Consider the following 23,557-nt stretch of genomic DNA (forward strand, 5'->3'; position numbering starts at 1 on the left):
AGTTCTAGCTAATACTAGCTAATATAATTATCACAAGCATTGGTTGAATTTTTATTAAGGAAGGTTGTGTTACTAATGTGATGACACAAGCTATTTTATGGTAACATCAAACGATTTAAGTTGTCATTCCAGTCTGGAATCCAGCCTTTCACGAACCCCATCAAAAATGTTGTGTTTTAACATAAGATTAGCTACTTTTATGCTCACTAACTTAGTGCCAATCAAGATTCCTGGATCCCAGTGTCTGGGCACTGGGATGACATCCTTCTTGGCGGAAATCACTCTTATATCACAACAGCTGCATAGCCTAAATTGCTTTAGCTATAGCTCTGTTTTTGCAACTTCAAATATCTGCTACTCATAGTAAACACTTCTGGATCTTGAGAGGTTAGCTTGAGTATAGCGAGTATGTTGATAAACAACAAAGCAGCAATCGAGATATCAGCAACATCCCATAGCAACCGGACTTTACCTATCGCACCAAGCGGAATGATCATGGTAAAAATTACAATCCAGATTTTAGTGTATTTATTATCCATAGACACATAGCGTATTGTCTGTTTTGAGCAAAAAAACCAAGTAAAAATAGTAGTAAAGGCAAAACAAAACATTATGGCCATAATTAAATAGTCAATATAGGGCCAATTCATAGCTTTTCTAAAAGCAAATATGCACATGTTAGTACTCTCTAAATCAGTGACCCAAGAATCTGTGACAAGCAGTACCATTGTTGTAATAAACACTATGAATGCAACTATAAAAGGCGATATTATTGTGATTAGGCTCTGTTCAATAATAAATTTATTATTATTTTTCTTAGGAACAATTGAAGAATGTACGATTCCTTCGAGGCCAAGCCCTATATCTGTTGCAAAAATACCTCGCAAAGTTCCAACTTGAATAATAGTCAACATTTCTAAAATCAAACCTAGAGATAAACCAGAGTTAAAGCTACTAGTTGTAAAAAAACTGCTTGTTATTAGTTTTAGAGAAGGAAGAATATTTTCACTAAATTTAAATAATATGATACCGCAAAGTGTGAGGTAACTTACCGTCATTATCGGTATCATAGCCGATATAAAAATTTTAATTTTTTTTAAGCTGAGAGCTGCAACAACAAAAAATATTATGGCCATTACAATGCCACCAACAACTACAGGCACATCTATCATATTAAGTGGTATTGATAGAGAATTTACCTGAACAAGGTTACCAACTGTTATTGAAACCATCATCATGATAACTAGAAAGACAATTGTGGCCTTCCTAGAGTTAAACGCATCAGTCATGTAGGCTACAGGGCCACCTATAAACCGTTCGTTCTTTTCCTTTCTGGTTTTTATACTTAGATAACAAGTGACATATTTTATCACAGAAGTGATAACAATAATTATTGCCATCCATAAAATAGAGCCCGGTCCTCCGGTTTTTAGAGCAACAGCAGTTCCTGAAATATTTCCTACTCCTAAATTTCCCCCTAAAATTGTAAACAGAGCGGCTATAGAAGAAAATTTATTTTCTCCTTTTTTAGCTCCAAGGAGTGAAAGGGCGTATGGTAATCTAAATACCTGTAGCCATTTTAGTTTAATCGATAGGTAAACACCAGCAACTAGCATGAGTAATATTGTTGGCAGTAATAAAACAAACTTTACTGTATCCATCTGTAAAAGTGAGATTTTTATTTGAGTATACAACAAAAATTGAAAATACCTAACCTATTTTCTATGTATGACTTCGTTTCCGTCATTCTAGAAACCTTTTCTTGTCATCCAAGTAGCGTGACACATAACTGTACGAACATTGTAATATGGTACAATGTTAAGACGATGTCATTCCAGTGCTTGACACTGGAATCCAGCTTTTAATGCAACCCCTCACCAAAAATATTGTGTTTTAACATAAGGTTAGCTACTTTTATACTCACCAACTTAGTGTCCAATCTGGATCCCAGTGAGCTTTGTTGCATAGCAGCAGAAAAATTAGTGATTACTGACAAAATTCATTATAAATAGCGATTTAACTGTTGAAGAAAAAATATGCCACAAAAAATGAGGGTCAGTAACCATAGCGAATATAACAAATTTCTAGAAAAAAGAGGAAATATTTTTCATTATATCAACGAAGCCATAGAAAAGTGGTACGAGAATGGTCCAAAAATACCAGGTGGCAACAATATTTATAGCGATAAAGTTGTAATTTTGGTGCACATAATAACTTGTTTATTTAGAATAGGCCTGAGGCAAACAGTTGGGTTTATAGCAGGATACCTTGAGCAAATTGGGAAAAATTTGCAAGTTATCAGCTATTCACAATCATCAAGAAGGTTTAAGAAACTCAATATTAAGATCAATGATTGCAGAATTGATAAAAATAATATGGAAGATATCGAAATTGCTATAGACAGTACAGGAATTAGTATATACAACAACACTCCTGGTCATAGCAAAGAAAATAGCGAAGATAGAAAGTATCGCAGCTATGAACAGACAAGAAAATTGCATGTAATGTTGAATACAAACAGCAAAAAAGCCATAGCTGTAAAATACAGTAACGGTGTCTACTCTGATCACTATGGAGCTTGTGATTTGCTAAAAGAAGTCGATTTTCAGTATGTCATAAAAGTACTATATGCAGATAGGGCATATGACAGAGAAAAGCTCTATAAGCTGTGTAATCAATATGGTATAAAAACGAAAATTCCTCCGAAAAACAACGCAACAGAGCATCCAAAGTTAGACTATATGGCTGAGAGAAATTCTGCAGTCAAGCTCATAAAGTCATATGATGAAGATGGTATAAAGAAGTGGAAAAAAGAGATGAGTTATGGAAAAAGATCTTATATAGAAGGTTTTTTCTCGCGATTAAAAAAGACATTTGGATTTAGTTTTAGGAACAAATCTGAAATGAATCGTGAGAGTGAACTGCTACTCAAATGTTATTTGCTTAACAAATTTACTGAAATAGGCATGGCTAAATTTGAGATAGCTTCATAAATTTATTGTGCGTTACCTACTATCCGAAGAGCGATGCAACAAAGCCATCCCAGTGTCTGGGCACTGGGATGACATCTTTTTTCTTGGTACAAATTACTCTTATATCTCAATGTTCGTACAGTTAGTGCGTGACACTTGTATCTTTATGATGTGAGGCATTAGAGCTAAAATACCTCACAGGGAGGGTGAAGCTGATGCGACACTAATGCCATTAAGCCAGATTTTGCTTCCCTCCCATAGAGTTAAAGACTGAACAGTATCTTTTGGAATTATATCCCGTATTACAAGGTTAGTCTAAACTCTCAGTTTATTTATAGTCTTGGAGGCAATTTTATGCAAGTAAATGCTATTTTGGGTGTGGATATTTCAAAAAAGAAATTTGATGTTTGTTAGTGGACAGTAAAAAACGACACAAAGTCTTTCAAAATAATCAAGATGGTTTTGCAAAACTTGTAGTTTGGTGCAATGGCCATGGAGCAAATCTTACTCATTTATGTCTTGAAGCAACTAGTTGGTATGGAGAAGATTTGGCTACTTTTATGCACGATTTAGGACATAATGTCAGTATAGTAAACCCAGAAAGCTTTTGGCAAAAGTGAGCTGCTCAGAAATAAGACAGATAAATCAGATGCAGCTATGATAGCTAGATTTTGTATCGCCAACAAACCTGCTCTTTGGAAGCCCATTGCACCTGAAATGAGGCATTTGAGGGAGCTTTACCGTTGCATGCAATCGCTAAAAGATGATAAGGTGCAACAGACAAATCGCTTGGAAAACAAAAATATGCATTCCAGTTGCAAAGAAGCTATATCTAAAGTAATTTTGGCAATAGAGGAGCAAATTATTGTTCTCGAAAAAGAAATTAATGAGCATATAAATAACTATCCACATCTAAAAAATATGGTGGAAAACCTTAAGACTATAAAAGGTATAGGATATCTTACTGCTGTTGCTGTTGTCGCAGAAATGCCATCAGTTGATAACTTTGACAATGCTAAACAATTTACAGCTTTTGCTGGTCTAAATCCAGGACATTATCAATCGGGATCGTCAGTAAGTAAGAGAAGTTGCATATGCAAAATAGGATCTGAGCGTATTCGAAAAGCTCTTTATATGCCAGCTATAGTAGTCAAAAACCATAATAATCATTTTCAAAAGTTTTGTCAGCGTCTAGCAAGTAAAGGCAAATGTCCAAAAGTCATAGTTCTTGCGTTAATGCGAAAATTAATGCATGTCTTTTTTGGTATTCTTAAAAATAATCAACCATTTAATTGTAATTTTGTTGGATAATTTGTTTGACAGCAGAGACAGTATCTGGGATCTAAATTTTTTATGCGAAACCATTATGTTTATATACTTGTAGGCCCAAGTTCCTCACATAGTGAACAAAAAAGTAAATGAGATTCCAGTGTCACGCGCTGGAATGACACCTACCCCATGAGAACTCTATTTTTCATACCACTCATTTATAAGTTTATTGATATCAGAATCTATAAAATCCTTTAATGGTTGCCTGATTTTTATCTCAACATTTTTAGGGATGCACCTATCTTTACATATCGCATAATTTATATGGAAGTTAAGGTCAATATACCCTTGATTTAAAAATATATTCATCTTAAAGGGAAATAATACCATATCCTCATATACGTTACTTACAAACGTCTCTCTCCCTACTTTATCTTTATGTTCCTTTGGAATAGGCCAGTGAATATTTATATCTGATGCATTACCTTTGTAACTAATAGACGTGGGAAGGCCAAAATCTCCAGGATCTTTATAATATATGTGCCAGCCTGGTTCTACTGTAACCTTTATTGCACCTTTAAGAGTGAAGCTTGCTTCATTTATCTCGCCAATAAGTAAATCAAATTTTGCAATTTCCTCGTCAGCATATAGTTGAGCGCAAGAAAAAAATAAAAATAATATTAAATATATATATATTTTCATTAAGGTAAATTTCTCCTTTTATAGAGAAAGTAATTTAGATTTTAATTATTATATTTAATAGTATTATATAGATTATTTATTAATATAGCATTATGCTATAGCTAAACTGACTTACGACAATCTGAAAAACGACAAATTCGTCATTCCGCTACTTGTTAGCGGAATCTATGCCGAGATACCGCGAATGAATCCACAACTGTACGAACATTGTGATTTTGGCCCATAAGGAGGGTGTCATCCCAGTGCTTGACACTGGGATGGCTTTGTTGCATCACACTTTATGAGATGGTGATTTATGGTAAATTCATGTAACTATCTCAAATTTAGCCATACCAATATCAGTGAATTTATTAAGCAAATAGCATTTAGTTCTTTTTCTCGATTTATCTCAGATTTATTCCTAAAACTAAATCCGAATATTTGCTTTAATCTTGAGAAAAACCCTTCAATATAAGATCTTTTCCCATAATTTACTTCTTTTTTCCATTCTTTCATGCCATCTTCACCGTATAATTTTATTAACCTAATAGCAGCATTCCTGTCAGACATATAATCTATTTCTGGATGTTCTGCCGCATTGTTTATTGGTGGAATTTTTGTCTTTATATCATATTCGTTACACAACTTATAAAACTTGTGCCTATCACATGCTCTATCTGCATATAGTGCTTTTATGGCATGCTGAAAATCAACTTCTTTTAGCAAATCACAAGCTCCATAGTGATCAGAGTAGACACCGTTACTGTATTTTACAGCTATGGCTTTTTTGTTGTTTATATTCAACATTACGTGCAATTTTCTCGTTTGCTCATAGCCACGATATTTTCTGTCAGTGCTATTTTCCTTGCTGTGACCAGGAGTGTTGTTGTATATACTAATTCCTGTACTGTCTATAGCAATTTCGATATCTTCCATATTATTTTTATCAATTCTGCAATCATTTATCTTAATATTAAGTTTCTCAAACCTTCTTGATGCTTGTGAATAGCTGATAACTGCCAAATCTCTTCCTATTTGTTGCAAATACCCTTTTATAAACCCGACTGTTTGTCTTAAACCAATTCTAAAGAAACTGACGATTATATGCACCAAAATCACAACTTTATCACTATAAATATAGTTGCCGCCCTGCATTTTTGGACAATTCTCGTACCAATTTTCTATGGCGTCATTGATATAACAAAAAATGCTTCCTCTTTCTTGGAGAAATTTGTTATATTCATGGCAGTTACTGACTCTCATTTTTTGTGGCATATTTTTTCTTCAACAGTTAAATGGCTATTTATAATGAATTTTGTCAGTAACTGCCAGTTCTTTTCACTTGAGCGATGCAACAAAGCCCACTGGGATCCAGAAAATTTGATTGTGTACTATACAACATTTTCGATTAAAAGCTGGATTCCAGTGGGCTTTGTTGCATCGCTCTTCGGATAGTAGGTAACGCACAATAAATTTATGAAGCTATCTCAAATTTAGCCATACCAATATCAGTGAACTTATTGAGCAAATAGCATTTAACAAGTAGTTCCTTCTCTCTATTTGTCTCAGATTTATTCCTAAAACTAAACCCGAATGTTTGTTTCAGTCGCGAGAAAAAACTTTCTATATAAGATCTTTTTCCATAACTCATCTCTTTTTTCCACTTCTTTATACTATCTTCATCATATGACTTTATGAGCTTGACTGCAGAATTTCTCTCAGCCATATAGTCTAACTTTGGATGCTCTGCTGCGTTGTTTTTCGGAGGAATTTTCGTTTTTATACCATATTGATTACACAGCTTATAGAGCTTTTCTCTGTCATATGCCCTATCTGCATATAGTACTTTTATGACATACTGAAAATCGACTTCTTTTAGCAAATCACAAGCTCCATAGTGATCAGAGTAGACACCGTTACTGTATTTTACAGCTATGGCTTTTTTGCTGTTTGTATTCAACATTACATGCAATTTTCTTGTCTGTTCATAGCTGCGATACTTTCTATCTTCGCTATTTTCTTTGCTATGACCAGGAGTGTTGTTGTATATACTAATTCCTGTACTGTCTATAGCAATTTCGATATCTTCCATATTATTTTTATCAATTCTGCAATCATTGATCTTAATATTGAGTTTCTTAAACCTTCTTGATGATTGTGAATAGCTGATAACTTGCAAATTTTTCCCAATTTGCTCAAGGTATCCTGCTATAAACCCAACTGTTTGCCTCAGGCCTATTCTAAATAAACAAGTTATTATGTGCACCAAAATTACAACTTTATCGCTATAAATATTGTTGCCACCTGGTATTTTTGGACCATTCTCGTACCACTTTTCTATGGCTTCGTTGATATAATGAAAAATATTTCCTCTTTTTTCTAGAAATTTGTTATATTCGCTATGGTTACTGACCCTCATTTTTTGTGGCATATTTTTTCTTTCAAGGTTAAATGGCTATTTTATAATGAATTTTGTCAGTAGCCACCAGATTTTTTCAGTTGCTATGCAACAAAGCCATTCCAGTGTCAAGCACTGGAATGACATCACAGGGGCACTGGAATTTTTGTTTCAATATTTGTACATTAGCCATGCATCTGAACAGATACTGTAAATTAGCTATATTACATTAGCCCATCAGATGAGTTGTAATGGTTATAATTGTCTGATAAGTGATCTCTAACATCGTGACCTAACTCATTGGCATCAGGCTTAACTTCGTGATCTAACTCATTAGCATCGAGCTTAAACAAAGAAGGATTATCATCAGATTGTTGATTAGACTCTTTCTCTTTCGACCCAAATAACCATGAAAAGAGTGATGAGATAGAATCAATAATGGATTTAATTGTTGAAAAAATATTGGATAAGAAATTACTGGGTTGCTGAGTATCCTCTTCGGCTGATTCTGGTTCAGGCTCTTTTCCTGCTGTGTCATCCACATCTTCTTCAGGTTTACTTCTGCTTATAAGTGTCTTATCTAACCATTTGAATATATTCTTGTCTAGATTATGAAAATACATTTGACTTATCTCCTTATTTTCATCAACGTAAATCACTAAAGTTGTATTCTCATTCCCCAATCCATCACATTCACTAACGAGCGATTCATGAGAGTTCTTAATGTCTTTGATAAATTGAAGTTTTTCTTCTTCTGCTGAAAGATAATCTCTGTGTTCTGCTCTATAAGTGGTGCCTTTGTATTTAAAACTAAACATTGATTCACGATCTTCATATTCATCTAGTCCAGAATTCTTGACACGTTGTATAATTTGAAATTTCTCTGCTTCTGAAAGGTCCTTGAGGTATATACTACCAGTTGTATCTTTATATTTAAATTTAAACATCCATCCATGGTCTTCATATTCATCTAGTCCAGAACTCTTGACACGTTGTATAATTTGAAATTTCTCTTCTTCTGAAAGGTTTAGGCGGTATACACTACCAGTTGTACCTATGTATTTAAAAATAAAACTCCATCCATCGTATTTATATTCATCTACACCCATCTGCTTGCAAATAGCTTTATAATTTTTTTCTTCTACTTCTCGTCCAACAACATTTGCTATGAGTTCAGTATCCAGAATACTCAAAGTTTGGACTGTTGCCGATGGTGAAAAACACAATTGAAATATGTGGCCTAGCTCATGACCTAGAACAAAATCCATGGCACTTTGCTTATATGTCAGAATATTCTGACAATCTGTTACTCCTCGTGTAATATATCCTGGACCACCATCTTCATCTAAGCCGAGAAGATTGTTATACTTTGTATAATCGCTTCTATTATTAAAAATGTGAACCGTTATATTGTAACTTGCATTACTATTTTTCAAGCAAAACTTTTCTTTAAATGCTTCATAGGCAGTTTTAATGTCTGTTTCTATTTGGTTTTGTTCCTGCTCAGATAAGTTGTCGTATTTTATAGTACAATTTATATACCCGTATTTAACGGTAAAGCTGTTAGACAAAACATCATGTATATTTGTGGAAAAATAATTGAACTGCTTTGACTCAGCTTCCTTATACAATTGATGCCCATATTTATCCCTAGAATACTTTGGTAGTTTAGGTACTTTGGCAATTAAGTTTTTGTTACTATCAAAAAAAGAAATATCAGAATTACCAATCCTAAAATCCTTTATAGATTGCCCGCAAGTGCCATCATTTGCACAATCATGATTATCTTTCTTATTAAACCATGCGTTGGTGTATTTTTCCATTTTGATACCTCACTACCAAACCTTACTATATTATTATCTTGGTAAAAATCATAATAATTCGTTAACTTGTATTTTAAATCTGTATCAAATGTGCTTTTCTCGTAAGGTATCAATTGTGAAGTAATTAACTTTATTTGTTTAAAATTTTGCTAAAATAGCTCTTTTTATACTATGTTTTATATAGCTAAACTGACTTAGATTTACTGACAATTTGAAAAACAAAAATTCGTCATTCCGCTACTAGAGGTTGTCCGGAAACAAGTAAAAGGCTATAATATCTGAAATTTTAGTACGGGGTAAAGATGAGAAAAAAGTATCCAACAGATCTAAGCGAAAGGGAATGGGCAAGAATAGAAAAACACTTCAGAGTATCATACAAGAAAGGAGGAAGGCCGCCAAAGTATAGCAAAAAAGAAATATTAGAAGCAATTTTCTATGTATTGCGTACAGGGTGTCAATGGCGGTATTTACCAAATGATTTTCCGCTATGGAAGACTGTGTATGAGCAGTTCAGGCAATGGAAGAAGCAGGGAATTTTTGAGAAAATGAATTATGAAATTACAAAATATAGTAGAAGAAAAATAGGAAGGAATGAGCAGCCGAGTGCCTGTATAGTAGATAGTCAATCTGTAAAGACTACAGAAAAGGGGGGATCAAAGGCTATGATGGAAGTAAAAAAGTAAAGGGTAGAAAAAGGCATATAATTACAGACACTCAGGGTTTTATACTAGGTTGTTACGTAGGCGCTGCTAACGAAAATGATAGAGATGGTATTAAAATAGCATTAAACAATATGAGAACAAAATATACTAAAGTTAAAAAAATGTGGGCTGACATGGGATACCAAGGAAGAAATTTAAAGAATCACATAAAGGAAGAATATGACATAGATATTGAAATTGTTAAAAGGCCTCCATGTAGATTTTGGGTGCACAAAGATACGCCACCTGAGCTACTACCAACAAGAGAACAAGGGTTTAAAGTACAGCCAAGAAGATGGGTTGTAGAAAGGACTTTTGCTTGGGTTAATAGGAATAGAAGGCTATCGAAGGAGTATGATTTACTCACAACATCCACTGAGAATTTCATATACCTAGCTATGAGTAGGGTTATGTTAAAGAGGGAATATGCTTGAATTTACTAGTTTCCGGACAACCTCTAACTTTGCTATTTTTCTCTCTAGATTCTTGCAAAGTTCTACAAGATTAACCACATTACCTCACGGTTTCTCTATGATTATTTTTTTAGATTACTTGTTTACCTTATTTGCTGTTCTCCTGAACGAATATACATAAGCTATAAAAACTATCTAATAGCTACCCAAAACCCTTATTTCCCACTCAAGTTCAACATTAAATTTATCCTTTACTGCATCTTTTACTTTGTTGCCAAGGTTTTCCAAGTCAGATGCAGTTGCATTATCGTAATTGAGCAAGAAGTTACAATGTTTCTTAGAGATTCTAGCTCCACCAATATTTAACCCTAGGCAGCCAGATTTATCAATTAACTCCCATGCTCGGTAGTTTTTTGGATTTTTGAATATGCACCCAGCAGTTTTTCCTCTTATTGGCTGGCTTTTATTTTTCCTCTCAATAACTTCCTTTAACCTTTGCAGTATAAGCTCATACTCTGAGTTTACTCCTTTAAACTCAGCTTCAACAAAAATCCAATTTCCTTTTAGGCTATGTCCACGGTAAAAATACCCCATTTCTTCGTTGGAGAACTCATATAGGTTTCCATCCTCTAGATTCACTGCTTTTATGGATTGTACAACACTTGCGATATCACTACCATATGCACCTGCATTCATTTCTATTCCGCCACCAACTGTTCCTGGAATTCCAACTAGAAACTCCAACCCACTAATCTGCTGATTTCCCGCAAAGTGAGCAAGGTTGCTGAGCAGCACAGCTCCCCCAGCTACAATAGAGTTGTTACCCTTACTTTTAATATATGCAAACTCCTTACCTAATTTTACTGTTATTCCTCGAATGCCACTATCTCGCACTATTATGTTGGATGTTGCACCAATAACGCTAACTGGCAGTTCAGTATTTTTAATCAAGTATGTTAAATCTTCAATATCACATGGTTTAAATAATACATCAGCTCGTCCACCAACATTTAACCACGTCGCTTTAGACATTAAGACATCATAACGATAGATTCCACGTACTTTAGGTAAGCTTATAAGCATTTTGATTTCAACTCTAATCCTGCATCCATACCCATTTTCTCCGCATCTTCTATAAATGAAGTGCGCTCAGTGAAGTATATATTTTTTCCACTTGCTAACATACAACGAAGGTGTAGCATATTTTCGCTCACATATTCAGCCAAAGCTGCAAGTGGTGTAAAACATGAACCATTCACTGTCTTCATAAAACTGCGCTCTGATTTCACTCCTATAAAAGACATATTATTATTAATTTTCTCTAAAAGATCGATAATTTTTACATCATTCCTTCTACATTGAATACAAACCGCCCCCTGCCCCACTGCACTTAACATAACTTTTGGTGGCAATACCTCTGTAATCAAGTGATGTTTTTCTAATCTTATGAGTCCTGCTTCAGCTAGAATTATTCCATCAAAACTTTGATTTTGCAATCTGGTTGTTACATTTCCACGTAGCGGTACTATATTTAAATCTGGTCTAACATTTAACAACTGAACTTTTCTTCTTATTGAAGAAGTGGCAATAGTAGCCTGCTGTGGCAAAGACTCAAGGCTATTGTGTTTATGAGAAATAAACGCATCGCATGAACTTAGCCTTTCTAAAACACAAGGAATTGTTAAACCCCCTGAGAAAAACGCAGGCATATCTTTTAGCGAATGAACTGCCATGTCTATATTATTTTCGAGCAATTCAGTCTCAATTTCTTTAATGAATAATCCTTTGCCTCCTATTTCAGCAAGATTTGCGTTTGCATACTTATCTCCAGAAGTTTTTATTTTAACAATTTCAATAGATAAGTTAGGAAAAGAATCCAGCAACTTTTGTTTTGCTTCCAAAGCCTGGGCAACTGCAAGCTTGCTTCCTCTGGTACCTATTTTGACTAGCATGTGTACGATTGTTTGTCTGATGTCATTCAAGTAGCTGACTACTTGGATCCAGTTTAATTCATTATATAAACCTTTGCATTTATTGTACTTTAACTTAAAACCAAAAGCAACTTTGACTTTACAAAATAATAACCTTTTATATGAATAAATAAGCTTACTGGATTCTAGTACTTGCATGACAAGGTATAAACCTTATCGTCATACCACCGCGAACCGTCATACCGTCATCCCGCTAACAAGCAGCGGGATGACGGTTGTCGTTTAGCTATAAATATTAAAAAATTTACCAAGCGAAAAAAAAGGCAAAAGAAGCCCCGTGGTGGTTGGCTATTTACTATGTACTAAAATATCGGCGTTTTTTTTATTCTAAAACGCTTGATTAAGAGCGATTTAGCTGCTTTTAACTTGCAACTAACCTACATCGCAAGTGTTTAAGAAATTTACTAAGCAGGAAAAAAGGCAAAGAAACCCCGTAGTAGCTAGCATTCAAATTCTCCCTTGTCAATTTGACGTTTTTTGCTGTCTTAAACGCTTTGTAAGCGCGTTTCGGCTTATATAGGTAAAAACCTAAAAATTTTTAAAGACATGCGATGCACGTAGTGCGAAAAATTAAACATGAGACGCCAAATACCCTAAGTTTTTTGTCATTAACCTGCACAGATTGCGAAGATAAATAAATAGCTTCAGTTTCATGATAGGGGGGATGGCAAAGCTTGTCAAGGAATTTTTATGGCCTAGCGTCACGTGCTGGAATGACATTTGGGAATATGTTATCCGTTTGTCACTTCTAAATGATAAGAGCCTCAATGAATTTATTAGTTTATTACATGTCTCTTTTCATGTATAAATCTATAGAAAGTTTTATACGGAAGTTGTTTTATGAGCAAAATTATAGAAATCAGAGCACCAAAAACTCTTGGTGGTGAATCAGTTACAGAAGGTATAGTAAAAATAAAGAAGGGTATTGGAGAAGCAGTAAAAGTAGATGACTTGATCTTTGAAATTGAAACTGACAAAACAGCACTCGAATTAACTGCAGAAGCTTCAGGGCAAATAACTGAATTTCTTATAAAAGAAGATGATGTAATAAGTCCTGATCAATTGTTAGCGAAGCTTTCCATGGGAGAAGTAAAAGAGGAAGCGAGAAAAGAAGATAAAAGCGAAAGTGCTGCTAAAAAAGATGCTCCATCAGCTCGTAAAATTATGGAAGAAAATGCAATCAGTGCAGAAAGCGTCAAAGGAACTGGCATGGGAGGCAGAATAACAAAAGCAGATGTGATAGGCCATATGAACAAAGCTGAACAACCTGCAATAAAACAATATGAATTGCCAAAAAGTGTAGTAAATGGAGAGCAAAGAGAGGAACGAGTAAAAATGAGCAAAATAAGGCAAGTAATTGCCGCTCGTTTGAAAGCATCGCAAAATACTGCTGCAATACTGACCACGTTCAATGAAATTGACATGAAGAATGTCATGGATCTAAGAGCAAAATATAAGGACGCCTTTGAAAAAAAATATGGAATAAAACTTGGTTTTATGTCGTTTTTTATAAAGGCAGCGGTGCAAGCATTGAAAGAAATTGCTGAAATTAACGCTGAAATCTCAGGCGATGAAATCATATATAAACATTACTATGACGTAGGTGTTGCTGTTGGCACCGATAAAGGTCTTGTTGTACCAGTTATTCGGGGTGCCGATCAGATGTCATTTGCAGAAATTGAGTTGACTTTAGTTGCTCTTGGCAAAAAAGCTCGTGAGGGTAAATTACAAGTATCAGAAATGGAAGGTGCAACATTTACCATCTCAAACGGTGGAGTATACGGTTCACTTCTTTCCACTCCGATAATAAACCCTCCGCAATCTGGAATACTTGGAATGCATTCAATACAAAACAGGCCAGTTGCTGTTGGTAATGCAGTAGAAATCAGACCTATGATGTACATTGCTCTCTCTTACGATCACAGAATAGTTGACGGCAAAGGAGCAGTAACTTTCCTCGTTAAAATAAAAAATTATATAGAAGATCCAAATAGATTAGTTTTGGAAGTGTAGCTCAAATGAATTGTTGTTAATCCAGTATTGCTAAAAACCTAAATGTCATCTAGTTCTGCCAGCAGTTTAGCAACTTCCGGATGATCAGGGCCATAATGTTTCTCAAAAATAGGCAAGGCCTGTTCAAGCAATTCCTCTTGTTTCTTGTGATCGCCCAAAGCGCCATAGGCAATACCAAGATTTGCCAGTAGTTTGGCAACTTGAACATGACCAGAGCCATAATGTTTCTCAAAAATAGGTAAAGCTCGTTCAAACAACTCTTTTGCTTTCTGATGATCGCCAAAAGTGCCATAAACGATACCGAGGGTTGCCAGTAATTTAACAACTTCAAAATGGTCGAGGCCGTAATGTTTCTTTCGAATTGCTAGAGCCTGTTCAAGCAACTCTTTTGCCTTCTGGGGATTACCTAAAACCCTATAAGAATTACCGAGGTTTGCCAGTGTTCTAGCAACTTCAAAATGGTCAGGCCTGTAATGTTTCTTTTTGATTGCTAAAGCCCGTTCAAGTAACTCCTTTTGTTTTTTATAGTCACCTAAATCCACATGAGAGATACCAAGGTTTGTCAGAGTAATAGCGACTTCAAAATAATCGGGGCCATAATGTTTCTCTTGAATTACTAAGGCTCGTTCAAGCAACTCTTTTGCTTTCTGAGGATTACCCAAATCCCTGTAAGCGTTACCTAGATTCACTAGTGTCCTAGCAACTTCGAAATGGTCGGGGCCATAATGTTGTTCATTAATTGCTAAAGCCCGTTCAAGTAACCCCTTCTGTTTCTCGTAGTCATCTAAATCCCCATAAAAGACACCAAGGTTTGTTAGTGTAATAGCAACTTCAAAATAATTGGGGCCATAATGTTTCTCTTGAATTACTAAGGCTCGTTCAAGCAACTCTTTTGCCTTCTGAGGATCACTTAAATTCCTGTAAGCATTACCTAGATTCACTAGTGTCCTAGCAACCTCAAAATGATTAGGTTTATAATATTTCTCTTGAATTACTAAAGCTCGTTCAAGCAACTCTTTTGCCTTTTGAGGATCACCTAAAGTACCATAAACGATACCCAGGTTTGCCAGTGGTTTAACAATTTCAAAATGGTCAGAATCGTAATGTTTCTTAAAGATAACTAAAGCCCGTTCAAACAACTCTTTTGCTTTCTGAGGATCACCTAAAGCATAATGAGCGGTGCCGAGATTTGTTAGTATGGCAGTAACTTCGAAATGGTCAGGGCCATAACGTTTTTCATTAATTGCTAAAGCCCGTTCAAGCAATTCCTTTTGTTTCTTATGATCACCCAAATCCCCATAAGCGATACCGAGGTTTGTTAGTGCTATAGCAATTGTGAAATGATCGGGGCCATAATGTTTCTCAGAAATAGGTAAAGCCCGTTCAAGCAACTCCTTTTTTTTCTTGTGATCACCTAAATCTCCATAAGCATTACCTAGATTTATCAGTGTTTTAACAACTCCAGAATGACCAAAGCTATAATGTTTCTCTTGAATTATTAAAGCCCGCACAAGCAACTCCTTTTTTTTTCATGATTACCTGACGCACCATAGGCAATACCAAGATTTGCAAGTGGTATAGCAACTTCAGGATGATCAGGACTGTAGTGTTTCTTAAGGACGGGTAAAGCCCGTTCAAGCAACTCTTTTGCTTTTTGAGGAGTACCTAAAGCCCTATAAGAGTTACCAAGGTTTGCCAGTGTCCTAGCAACTTCGAAATGGTCAGGGCCATAATGTTTCTCTTTAATTGTTAAAGTCCGTTCAAGAAGCTCCTTTTGTTTATCATGATTGCCTAAAGTCCCGTAGGAACTACTTAGGTTTGTCAGTATGGCAGCAACTTCGAAATGGTCAGGGCCATAATGTTTCTCAGAAATAGGTAAAGCCCGTTCAAGCAACGTCTTTTTTTTCTTGTGATCACCTAAATCCCCGCAAGCGATACCGAGGTTTGTCAGTGCCGTGGCGACTATAAAATGATCAGATCCATAATGTTTTCTAAAGATAGGTAAAACCCGTTCAAGCGACTCCTTTTGTCTTCTAGGATTACCCAAGTAATAATATCCATCACTCATTCGTATTAACAAATCCACAAGATAATCCTTCTCTATTGTTTGCTTTTCTAAAGGATTTTTTCCTAGCCAATCATCTATATGTGATAAGAACGTTTCTGAATGTGGTAACAACTGTCGTTTCTTAGCATAATCTTCTAATTTGTCACTGTCGTCAGGGAAGCTTTCTTTTAATAATTGAAAAACGGTTTTTATATCTTTTTTAATTTTTCCACTTTCCTTTGACTTTAGCCTAATTACATCTTGTACTAAACAGTGAATAGAAACACTACTACTCTGCTCATTGGACACTAGCATCGAATATCTCAATAATATACCTAATACTTCTTCAAAAGGTTTTTCTTCAGAATTGTTCTCTACAATCTCAGGAAATATTCTTAACAAATCTTTAGGAATATCATTGTCTAAATATGCACAAGCTACTAACAACTTGCTTGCTAGTTTAGACTCATTACGAATTGCGTCCATTGTAATATCCCAAGTAATAAACACAGGCTCATGGTTAGAATCCTTAGGTAGTGTTTTATGAGATAATAAATAAAGCTTCCTTTCTGCATAAATTTCTAAGTAACGTGAGATAGTCATTTTGTTTTCTTTGATGTAAGCGCAAGCCTGAGCTAATGCCAAAGGTAATCTACCTAACTTTTCTGCCAATATACCTATATTTGGCCTATCGCTTTCTGAAACCTGGCCTAGAATTTTCTTAACATATAATTCTGATTCTGGGGGAGTAAAAACGTCTACACCTATACTCCCTTGTGGCCATTCAGTATTACGAGACGTAACTATTATTTTGCCGCCTTTTGTAGGTCTGAGCTTAGAAATGACTTCATAATTTGATACATTATCATAAATCAACAACCAGCCTTCACGTTTAGAATCTTCTAGCCAGTTTTTCACATAATAAGCTCGCTGTGCAATAGAAATGTTGTCTTCATCGTGAATAATATTTAATTTTCTTCCTAAATTAACATATTCACTGAGTAGTTGATCTTCATCTTTTGCATTAAACCAACATATTGCCTTGTATTCTTTCCCATGTTTTTGAATAAAATCTAGCACTGACTGTGTTTTACCTACTCCACCTAACCCGTACAAAGCAGTTAATATAACTGGCTCATTTTTTGTCTTTAGATGATTTACTATTTCTTCATTGAGATATTCTCGTTCAATGAAATTTCCACTAGCTATTTTAGGTGGAATGTTCCACCGTTCAAATAGATCTTCTCTAGGTTTGAGACTATAAAGATGTTCTATAACTTCCCTAAAATAATCGTCTTTTCTTGTTAGATAAGAAACTTTGCTACCCTGTTGTGCCCACCATTTCCCTACCTTGTCATATACACGGACAAAAACTGTATCAATATCTTCTTCCCCTGATATTTTGTATATATTCCCTATTTCTTTCTTAATAATATCATCTAATTTTGAATGATTAGGTTGATCAACTACAAACCTTATTCTAAGTAAAAAATCTTCTATTTCATCGTCACTACCACAACTGAAGTATTTTTTCAGTTCAGTATGATTTTTTATTTTGTAGCACGTTCCTTTTTGACCTTCATAAATATTTAAAGTGTTATCATTTGTTAACTTTGACTCTTCCAGATACTTCTCTAATGTTTCTACGCTTCCTTGTTTCTCTGTACCTTTTTTTAGGTTCACATTGACATTAGTATGAATGACAAGCGTAATATCACTGTTCTTACACTCAGGGTTTTGCTTAATCTCAGGATGAGATTCAAAATATTTGTTTAACCCGAAATCTTCTTTCTGTTGCTTTCTATCATTTCCATCAATAAACAAATCTTCAAAAGTAATATTCTTCGAAGAGCGATGTGTATTGCAGTACTTAGCTTGAACCAAGATAATTCTCGATTTGTTCTTCTGATCTTTATACTCAAAAAAAATATCATCAAAGGCTCCAAAACCTTCTATGTTTGATGCTAACCAAAAGTCAATTTTACTACTTAACCCATGAAGTAGATACAGCATTAATAATTTTACTTCATACTTGCGACCATGATCACCTGTTGATGTGCCATCTCTCTTCTTAAATGTACGATTACTAAGTACTTCAGACTGTTTGTTTTCTACATTCATACCCTACTAAACCTACGAATAACTTCTTTCTATAAAAAATGAAAGTCACCAAGTGCCTAAGATAATGCAACAGATTCTTTAACATTGTAATAACAGTGCCGAACAGGGTCAATTTTGTTTGCTGTCTTAAGCATAAAGATTCCCCGAATCTAATATGTCATTGCTGTAGGCTGCATTTAGTAATATAATCTCATATTAAATAAGACTTTACTTAAGTTTATGCTAGATTCTCCGCTAATTTTGACAGCCATTCTTATATTTTTTATTTTTACGTTGTCATTCTTTTTTATAAGAAAGATATTTGGATCAACAAACAAGAAGATAATAAAATCCTTTAGGAAAATTGTTCAGCAAATAAATGCATTAGAAACAGAAATGCAGAGCTTATCTGATGAGGAGCTTGCTGGTAAAACTGAAGAATTCAATCGAGAATTGAAAAATGGGAAAACGTTAAATGATCTTCTCGTACCTGCATTTGCAGTTGTGCGTGAAGCCTCTCGAAGATTTCTTAACATGAGGCACTTTGATGTTCAACTGATTGGTGGAATGGTGCTCCACAATGGCATGATATCAGAAATGAAAACAGGAGAGGGAAAGACACTCGTTGCAACTTTAGCAGCATATCTAAATTCCTTAGAAGGGAAAGGCGTACATGTCGTAACTGTTAACGACTATCTTGCAAAACGAGACACAGAGTGGATGAGCAAATTATATAATTCTCTTGGGGTTTCTGTTGCGTTTATTACGAATAACTTGACAGACGAAGAGAGGAAAGAGGCTTACAGTGCAGATATCGTGTATTCCACAAATAACGAGCTTGCCTTTGATTACCTGCGAGACAATATGAAATTTTCTCAAGAAGACATGGTTCAGAGAGGCTTTCACTACGGAATAGTTGATGAAGTGGACTCAATACTCATTGATGAAGCTCGCACTCCGCTTATTATTTCTGGCCCGGTTGAGGAAAACAATCAGATATATAAGCATATCAATAAAATAGTAACCAAATTAGTTGACTCCGATTATGAAGTAGATGAAAAAGGTAGAACGGTATTCTTGACTGAAGATGGTATTTCACGAGTGGAGGAACTACTAAGGTCATACAATCTCATTCCTGAAAATTCCTCGCTCTATGATACTGACAGCATGATAATGACTCATTATATAGACCAAGCATTACGTGCATATAAGCTGTTTACTGCTGATAAAGATTATATAGTAAAGGATGGCAAGGTAGTGATTATTGATGAATTTACTGGGCGTATGATGGAGGGCAGAAGATATTCCGATGGTCTTCATCAGGCACTTGAAGCGAAGGAGAATCTTGAAATTCAGCATGAAAACCAAACTTTAGCATCGGTCACATTTCAGAATTACTTTCGTATGTACAATAAACTTTCCGGAATGACGGGAACAGCAGCAACAGAGGCAGAAGAGTTTCGTGATATATACAGATTAAATGTAGTAAAAATTCCAACCAATATACCTGTAAAAAGAGTTGATATTGATGATGAAATTTACGGTACAGAAAAGGAAAAATTTAATGCTGTGTTGAAGTTTATAGAAGAATGCTACAAACGCCTTCAACCGGTCCTTGTTGGCACGGTGAGCATCGAAAACTCTGAGAAGCTTTCTGCGCTTTTGCAAAGCCATTCTCTTAAGCATTCAGTATTAAATGCTCGTTATCATGAACAAGAGGCGTACATAATAGCGCAAGCTGGAGTGCCAGGTAGTATCACTATAGCAACTAACATGGCAGGACGTGGAACTGATATTCAGCTTGGTGGAAATGCTGAAATGATTGCAAAGGTGGAGCTAAAGAAGATAAAAAATGCTGATGAAAGAGAAAAAAAATACCAAGAAATAGTTGAAAGAGTAAAAAAAGATAAGGAAATTGCTATAAAAGCTGGTGGTTTATGTGTGGTTGGAACCGAAAGACATGAAAGCAGGAGAATAGATGATCAATTACGCGGCCGTTCTGGTCGTCAGGGGGATCCTGGACTTTCTAAGTTCTTTTTATCGCTCGAAGATGACCTAATGAGAATATTTGGCTCTGATAGAATGAGAAGCTTTTTACAAAAAGTAGGGTTAAAGAATAACGAAGCTATTCATCATCCATGGATCAATAAGGCACTCGAGAAAGCGCAAAAGAAAGTTGAAGCTAGAAACTATGACGTGCGGAAATCTCTACTTAAGTTTGATGACGTAATCAATAACCAACGTAAAGTTATTTTTAAGCAGAGAAACAATATCTTAGGCAACGAAATTAATGATATATTTGAAGTGTATAGCGAAGTAAATGAGAGCGTAGTAGAAGGTATAATCCAAAGTGGCTATTACGAAGATTATGTTGAAGATATAGCCAAAGAATTCCATACAAGGTATGGAATAACGCTTGATAAAGAAGACTTGGCAAAGTTTTTGAATAAACAAGAAGCTTTGAATTATATAAATGATAAGATACAAGAATTTTTTACTGAGAAAGAAAAATATTTCAACAGTCAGCACACTACAGATTTGTGGAATACGATCGTGAAGCAAATGATGATAATGACACTTGATCATTTATGGAGGGAACACCTTTCAGTTCTAGAGAGCCTAAGACAAAGCATAAGCTTACGTGCTATGGGGCAGAAAGATCCACTGAATGAATTTAAACGCGAAGCTTTCTTGATGTTTGAGTCAATGCTTGAAAAATGGAAGGAACTCACCATTCACCGCTTAGCACACTTTAAGTTGGCAGACAACCAAGAGATAGGCAATAGGTTACATTCTGCTAGAAATAGAAGACTTCCCAAAGTCTCAAGAAATGACAAATGTCCTTGCAACTCCGGAAAGAAATACAAACACTGCCATGGTGCGGTTACTGTGGTGAACTAATAATTATGGTTATACAGTTTGTTTATTTCCATCAACATTACTGCAGCTAACCTCACTTAGCTTACTGTTTAATGAATGCTCTGATGACTTATATGCAACTCCATAGGTAATACCACCAACTATCAGTACAGATGCTACAGTAATTCCAATTATTGCTAGTGCAGGTAATGCAGTGGCATAGGCAAGTACTAGTGGAACTACAACAGCAGATATAACACCCACAGTAATTCCTGCTGTTATAGCTTTAGGTCTATGGATGCATGATGGATTTGCACCATAATTTAGCAGGAGTTTTGCCATCCTTGGACTAGGTTTGTAAGGTTCATAAAAATTACCTAGTAAAGTTGTGTCACAATCTAGTAGCAGTTTTCCTCCTAACCTTATATTGCGGTAACTATAATTAAGAGTAGCATAGTATAAAGGTGCCCTTCCATCCTTGTCTTTTATATTAGCATCTGCACCTTTTTTTAATAGCATTTCTATTGTTTGTATAAGTTCATAACCAATAGCATAATGCAAAGGAGTTTTTCCATCCTCGTCTTTTATATTAACATCTACTCCTCTTTGTAATAAAAGTCCCGCTATCTTTGCTGCACTATCATCCTTCATAGGAGTACATATGTTAGCATTACATGTAGCATAGTGCAAAGCAGTTCCTCCAGATTTATCCTGTAGATTAACATTTGCCACTTTCTCCAATAACATTTGCACTATTTCTATATCTCTTTTGCCAGCAGCTACATGTAAAGGAATCTCTTTATCTTCATCTTGTGCATTAACGTCTGCTCCCTCTTCTAGCAAAACTTCTACTACTTGCGTATACCCATACTGAGCAGAATAATGTAAAGAGGTTTTTTTCCATACATCTTGTACATTAACATTAGCCCCGCTTTTTATTAGGTGTTTTACTACTTTTCCACAACCATTTTTAGCTGCTATAAGTAATAAACCACAATTAAGTACTTCAAATGTGTGATTTATATCAAACTGGTTACTTTCCCACTCACTGTAGATATCTGGAAGCTTCTGCTGTAGTTCATCTTTGATTTTCTCAACTACATTTTCTGCACTCAGGTCTGGACTACTGTTGACTTCTTGTAGTATTAACCTTAATGTCATTTCCTTCTCCAAGATATAAAATTTTATTATGGCATATGGAGTGGATTATGTCAATGAAGAACTAAGAAACTGGTTCTTCTTTTTTTCTATAGCTTTAGGTTTACCTACAATTTGAAAAACAACAAATTCGTCATTCCGCTACTCGTTAGCGCCGCGGCGGTATGATGTAGGGAAACCTTTCTTGGGTTAGCTATAAAGTTAAAATTCGACCAGGGCAGCCGCAATAAGGTAGCAAACGCCATCATGTCTTTAGGAGAGTTTGCTAATGAAGGCTCTTAAGTTGACGCCATTGCCTGAACGGATACGCCAATTTTTATGTTCATTTGTAACCGTCTATTATTTTACACCCCAGTCTTTTTCAAATATTGCTAGCCCTTGGTCAGTAAGTGGGTGATTAATTAATTGTCTAAGTACTTTTGCTGGCACAGTAATTGAATCAGCACCAAGCCTTGCAGCTTCTATTACATGCGCTGGGCTTCTCACTGATGCAACAAGAACTTTAGTATCAAAACCGTAATTAGAATATATAGTACATATATCTTCTATTAGCGATAAGCCATCATAGCTTATATCATCAAGGCGACCAACAAAGGGGGAAATAAAACAAGCACCGACCTTAGCGGCAAGCAGTGCTTGTCCAGGAGAAAAACATAATGTGATGTTAACAGGTATTTTATGCTCTGTCCATAACTTTTTACAAGAAATTAATCCTTCATGTGTAAGAGGTAATTTGATCACAACATTATCAGCAATTTTTGCTAAATTCAGACCTTCTGTGATCATCTCTTCATGGCTATCTGCAACAACTTCAACACTAACAGGCCCTTTTATAATAGAGCATATTTCACGCACTAAATCCTCGTATTTATTTTTACGCCCGGACTTTGCTATTAAAGAAGGATTAGTTGTTATGCCGTCAATGAACTCCTTTAGTCCTTTAATTTCATTTAAATCAACGCTATCAAGAAAAATTTCCATATTCATCTCCTATAAAAAAAATACCCTTGCAAAATCTTGTCATCCTACCGCTTGACTTACAACCGTATGAACTTTCTGCGTTGTAAACATCAAACAGCCGATAACACAACTGTACAAATATTGAGACATAAGAGTAATTTGTACCAAGAAA

The 23,557-nt window shown here is 35.3% G+C and carries 21 protein-coding genes and 1 pseudogene; 9 read left to right on the forward strand and 13 right to left on the reverse strand.

Annotation, left to right across the window (positions count from 1 at the left end):
* Positions 1-123: 123 nt before the first annotated feature.
* The 3 genes from ABWU48_RS03655 to ABWU48_RS03665 all read right to left on the reverse strand — a co-directional run bounded on the left by ABWU48_RS03655 (position 124) and on the right by ABWU48_RS03665 (position 1,996).
* Complete coding sequence (locus ABWU48_RS03655) at positions 124-282, reverse strand: hypothetical protein (protein ID WP_153296804.1); 159 nt, start codon at positions 280-282, stop codon at positions 124-126.
* Between the two features lie 35 nt (positions 283-317).
* Positions 318-1,661: an alanine:cation symporter family protein gene (locus ABWU48_RS03660; protein ID WP_038198671.1), complete on the reverse strand. Its 1,344-nt coding sequence runs from the start codon at positions 1,659-1,661 to the stop codon at positions 318-320.
* Positions 1,662-1,861: 200 nt separating this feature from the next.
* Positions 1,862-1,996 (reverse strand): hypothetical protein, encoded by a 135-nt coding sequence (locus tag ABWU48_RS03665; RefSeq protein ID WP_256437683.1) that lies wholly within the window; start codon positions 1,994-1,996, stop codon positions 1,862-1,864.
* A 40-nt stretch (positions 1,997-2,036) separates the two neighbouring features.
* Between ABWU48_RS03665 and ABWU48_RS03670 the strand changes: the two genes are divergently transcribed.
* The 4 genes from ABWU48_RS03670 (at position 2,037) to ABWU48_RS03685 (ending at position 4,283) form a co-directional block, all read left to right on the forward strand.
* Entirely contained in the window at positions 2,037-2,993 is a 957-nt protein-coding gene (locus ABWU48_RS03670) for an IS5 family transposase (RefSeq protein WP_353288255.1), read from the forward strand.
* Positions 2,994-3,000: 7 nt separating this feature from the next.
* Positions 3,001-3,147 (forward strand): hypothetical protein, encoded by a 147-nt coding sequence (locus ABWU48_RS03675; protein WP_190321476.1) that lies wholly within the window; start codon positions 3,001-3,003, stop codon positions 3,145-3,147.
* Positions 3,148-3,385: 238 nt separating this feature from the next.
* Entirely contained in the window at positions 3,386-3,592 is a 207-nt protein-coding gene (locus ABWU48_RS03680; RefSeq protein WP_182309225.1) for a hypothetical protein, read from the forward strand.
* Positions 3,593-3,629: 37 nt separating this feature from the next.
* A complete protein-coding gene (locus ABWU48_RS03685; protein ID WP_138264789.1) occupies positions 3,630-4,283 on the forward strand; it encodes a transposase in 654 nt (217 codons plus the stop codon).
* A 156-nt stretch (positions 4,284-4,439) separates the two neighbouring features.
* Here ABWU48_RS03685 and ABWU48_RS03690 read toward each other — a convergent pair whose 3' ends face one another.
* Together ABWU48_RS03690 and ABWU48_RS03695 are read right to left on the reverse strand one after the other, a co-directional pair.
* Positions 4,440-4,943 carry a protein-disulfide reductase DsbD domain-containing protein gene (locus ABWU48_RS03690; protein ID WP_015589109.1) on the reverse strand — a complete coding sequence of 168 codons (504 nt, stop codon included), beginning with the start codon at positions 4,941-4,943 and terminating at the stop codon, positions 4,440-4,442.
* Positions 4,944-5,255: 312 nt separating this feature from the next.
* Complete coding sequence (locus ABWU48_RS03695; RefSeq protein WP_209472548.1) at positions 5,256-6,197, reverse strand: IS5 family transposase; 942 nt, start codon at positions 6,195-6,197, stop codon at positions 5,256-5,258.
* Positions 6,198-6,230: 33 nt separating this feature from the next.
* On the opposite strand from ABWU48_RS03695, the gene ABWU48_RS03700 reads away from it, so the two are divergent.
* Positions 6,231-6,377: a hypothetical protein gene (locus ABWU48_RS03700; RefSeq protein WP_353288256.1), complete on the forward strand. Its 147-nt coding sequence runs from the start codon at positions 6,231-6,233 to the stop codon at positions 6,375-6,377.
* Positions 6,378-6,396: 19 nt separating this feature from the next.
* Here ABWU48_RS03700 and ABWU48_RS03705 read toward each other — a convergent pair whose 3' ends face one another.
* Positions 6,397-7,353, reverse strand: coding sequence for an IS5 family transposase (locus ABWU48_RS03705; protein ID WP_209472359.1), 957 nt, complete (start codon positions 7,351-7,353; stop codon positions 6,397-6,399).
* Between the two features lie 34 nt (positions 7,354-7,387).
* On the opposite strand from ABWU48_RS03705, the gene ABWU48_RS03710 reads away from it, so the two are divergent.
* Positions 7,388-7,534 carry a hypothetical protein gene (locus ABWU48_RS03710; protein ID WP_353288257.1) on the forward strand — a complete coding sequence of 49 codons (147 nt, stop codon included), beginning with the start codon at positions 7,388-7,390 and terminating at the stop codon, positions 7,532-7,534.
* A gap of 10 nt (positions 7,535-7,544) precedes the next feature.
* On the opposite strand, the gene ABWU48_RS03715 is transcribed toward ABWU48_RS03710, so the two are convergent.
* The gene (locus tag ABWU48_RS03715; protein ID WP_264374374.1) at positions 7,545-9,143 is read right to left on the reverse strand and encodes a hypothetical protein; all 1,599 of its coding nucleotides are present in this window, start codon (positions 9,141-9,143) and stop codon (positions 7,545-7,547) included.
* 302 nt (positions 9,144-9,445) lie between these two features.
* On the opposite strand from ABWU48_RS03715, the pseudogene ABWU48_RS03720 reads away from it, so the two are divergent.
* Positions 9,446-10,278: pseudogene (locus tag ABWU48_RS03720) on the forward strand (IS5 family transposase).
* 174 nt (positions 10,279-10,452) lie between these two features.
* Here ABWU48_RS03720 and murB read toward each other — a convergent pair.
* Together murB and hemC are read right to left on the reverse strand one after the other, a co-directional pair.
* On the reverse strand, positions 10,453-11,340 hold the full coding sequence (gene murB, locus ABWU48_RS03725) for a UDP-N-acetylmuramate dehydrogenase (protein ID WP_209472776.1): 888 nt from the start codon (positions 11,338-11,340) through the stop codon (positions 10,453-10,455).
* Complete coding sequence (gene hemC, locus ABWU48_RS03730; RefSeq protein WP_010962666.1) at positions 11,331-12,209, reverse strand: hydroxymethylbilane synthase; 879 nt, start codon at positions 12,207-12,209, stop codon at positions 11,331-11,333. The genes murB and hemC overlap by 10 nt, the downstream gene beginning before the upstream one ends.
* 879 nt (positions 12,210-13,088) lie before the next feature.
* Here hemC and odhB point away from each other — a divergent pair.
* Positions 13,089-14,261 carry a 2-oxoglutarate dehydrogenase complex dihydrolipoyllysine-residue succinyltransferase gene (odhB, locus tag ABWU48_RS03735; protein WP_010962667.1) on the forward strand — a complete coding sequence of 391 codons (1,173 nt, stop codon included), beginning with the start codon at positions 13,089-13,091 and terminating at the stop codon, positions 14,259-14,261.
* Positions 14,262-14,299: 38 nt separating this feature from the next.
* Here the strand turns inward: odhB and ABWU48_RS03740 are convergent, their stop codons facing one another.
* On the reverse strand, positions 14,300-15,772 hold the full coding sequence (locus ABWU48_RS03740) for a tetratricopeptide repeat protein (RefSeq protein ID WP_353288258.1): 1,473 nt from the start codon (positions 15,770-15,772) through the stop codon (positions 14,300-14,302).
* Complete coding sequence (locus ABWU48_RS03745) at positions 15,760-18,429, reverse strand: tetratricopeptide repeat protein (RefSeq protein WP_353288259.1); 2,670 nt, start codon at positions 18,427-18,429, stop codon at positions 15,760-15,762. The genes ABWU48_RS03740 and ABWU48_RS03745 overlap by 13 nt, the downstream gene beginning before the upstream one ends.
* A 219-nt stretch (positions 18,430-18,648) precedes the next feature.
* Between ABWU48_RS03745 and secA the strand changes: the two genes are divergently transcribed.
* Positions 18,649-21,309, forward strand: coding sequence for a preprotein translocase subunit SecA (gene secA, locus ABWU48_RS03750; RefSeq protein WP_353288260.1), 2,661 nt, complete (start codon positions 18,649-18,651; stop codon positions 21,307-21,309).
* Positions 21,310-21,318: 9 nt separating this feature from the next.
* Here the strand turns inward: secA and ABWU48_RS03755 are convergent, their stop codons facing one another.
* Positions 21,319-22,428 carry an ankyrin repeat domain-containing protein gene (locus ABWU48_RS03755; protein ID WP_209472768.1) on the reverse strand — a complete coding sequence of 370 codons (1,110 nt, stop codon included), beginning with the start codon at positions 22,426-22,428 and terminating at the stop codon, positions 21,319-21,321.
* Positions 22,429-22,764: 336 nt separating this feature from the next.
* On the reverse strand, positions 22,765-23,406 hold the full coding sequence (gene fsa / locus ABWU48_RS03760) for a fructose-6-phosphate aldolase (RefSeq protein WP_353288261.1): 642 nt from the start codon (positions 23,404-23,406) through the stop codon (positions 22,765-22,767).
* Positions 23,407-23,557 lie beyond the last annotated feature (151 nt).

This window comes from Wolbachia endosymbiont (group A) of Tromatobia lineatoria (assembly GCF_964028565.1).
Classification (GTDB): Bacteria; Pseudomonadota; Alphaproteobacteria; order Rickettsiales; family Anaplasmataceae; genus Wolbachia; species Wolbachia pipientis.

What these genes read in the sequence shown, in the direction of transcription:
- ABWU48_RS03685 (WP_138264789.1), top strand. Translation starts at nt 3,630, where the DNA reads ATGATAGCTAGATTTTGTATCGCCAACAAACCTGCTCTTTGGAAGCCC.
- ABWU48_RS03670 (WP_353288255.1), top strand. Translation starts at nt 2,037, where the DNA reads ATGCCACAAAAAATGAGGGTCAGTAACCATAGCGAATATAACAAATTT.
- ABWU48_RS03745 (WP_353288259.1), bottom strand. Translation starts at nt 18,429, where the DNA reads ATGAATGTAGAAAACAAACAGTCTGAAGTACTTAGTAATCGTACATTT.
- secA (WP_353288260.1), top strand. Translation starts at nt 18,649, where the DNA reads ATGCTAGATTCTCCGCTAATTTTGACAGCCATTCTTATATTTTTTATT.
- ABWU48_RS03710 (WP_353288257.1), top strand. Translation starts at nt 7,388, where the DNA reads ATGAATTTTGTCAGTAGCCACCAGATTTTTTCAGTTGCTATGCAACAA.
- ABWU48_RS03715 (WP_264374374.1), bottom strand. Translation starts at nt 9,143, where the DNA reads ATGGAAAAATACACCAACGCATGGTTTAATAAGAAAGATAATCATGAT.
- fsa (WP_353288261.1), bottom strand. Translation starts at nt 23,406, where the DNA reads ATGGAAATTTTTCTTGATAGCGTTGATTTAAATGAAATTAAAGGACTA.
- murB (WP_209472776.1), bottom strand. Translation starts at nt 11,340, where the DNA reads ATGCTTATAAGCTTACCTAAAGTACGTGGAATCTATCGTTATGATGTC.
- ABWU48_RS03700 (WP_353288256.1), top strand. Translation starts at nt 6,231, where the DNA reads ATGAATTTTGTCAGTAACTGCCAGTTCTTTTCACTTGAGCGATGCAAC.
- hemC (WP_010962666.1), bottom strand. Translation starts at nt 12,209, where the DNA reads ATGCTAGTCAAAATAGGTACCAGAGGAAGCAAGCTTGCAGTTGCCCAG.
- ABWU48_RS03695 (WP_209472548.1), bottom strand. Translation starts at nt 6,197, where the DNA reads ATGCCACAAAAAATGAGAGTCAGTAACTGCCATGAATATAACAAATTT.
- ABWU48_RS03755 (WP_209472768.1), bottom strand. Translation starts at nt 22,428, where the DNA reads ATGACATTAAGGTTAATACTACAAGAAGTCAACAGTAGTCCAGACCTG.
- ABWU48_RS03660 (WP_038198671.1), bottom strand. Translation starts at nt 1,661, where the DNA reads ATGGATACAGTAAAGTTTGTTTTATTACTGCCAACAATATTACTCATG.
- ABWU48_RS03705 (WP_209472359.1), bottom strand. Translation starts at nt 7,353, where the DNA reads ATGCCACAAAAAATGAGGGTCAGTAACCATAGCGAATATAACAAATTT.
- odhB (WP_010962667.1), top strand. Translation starts at nt 13,089, where the DNA reads ATGAGCAAAATTATAGAAATCAGAGCACCAAAAACTCTTGGTGGTGAA.
- ABWU48_RS03690 (WP_015589109.1), bottom strand. Translation starts at nt 4,943, where the DNA reads ATGAAAATATATATATATTTAATATTATTTTTATTTTTTTCTTGCGCT.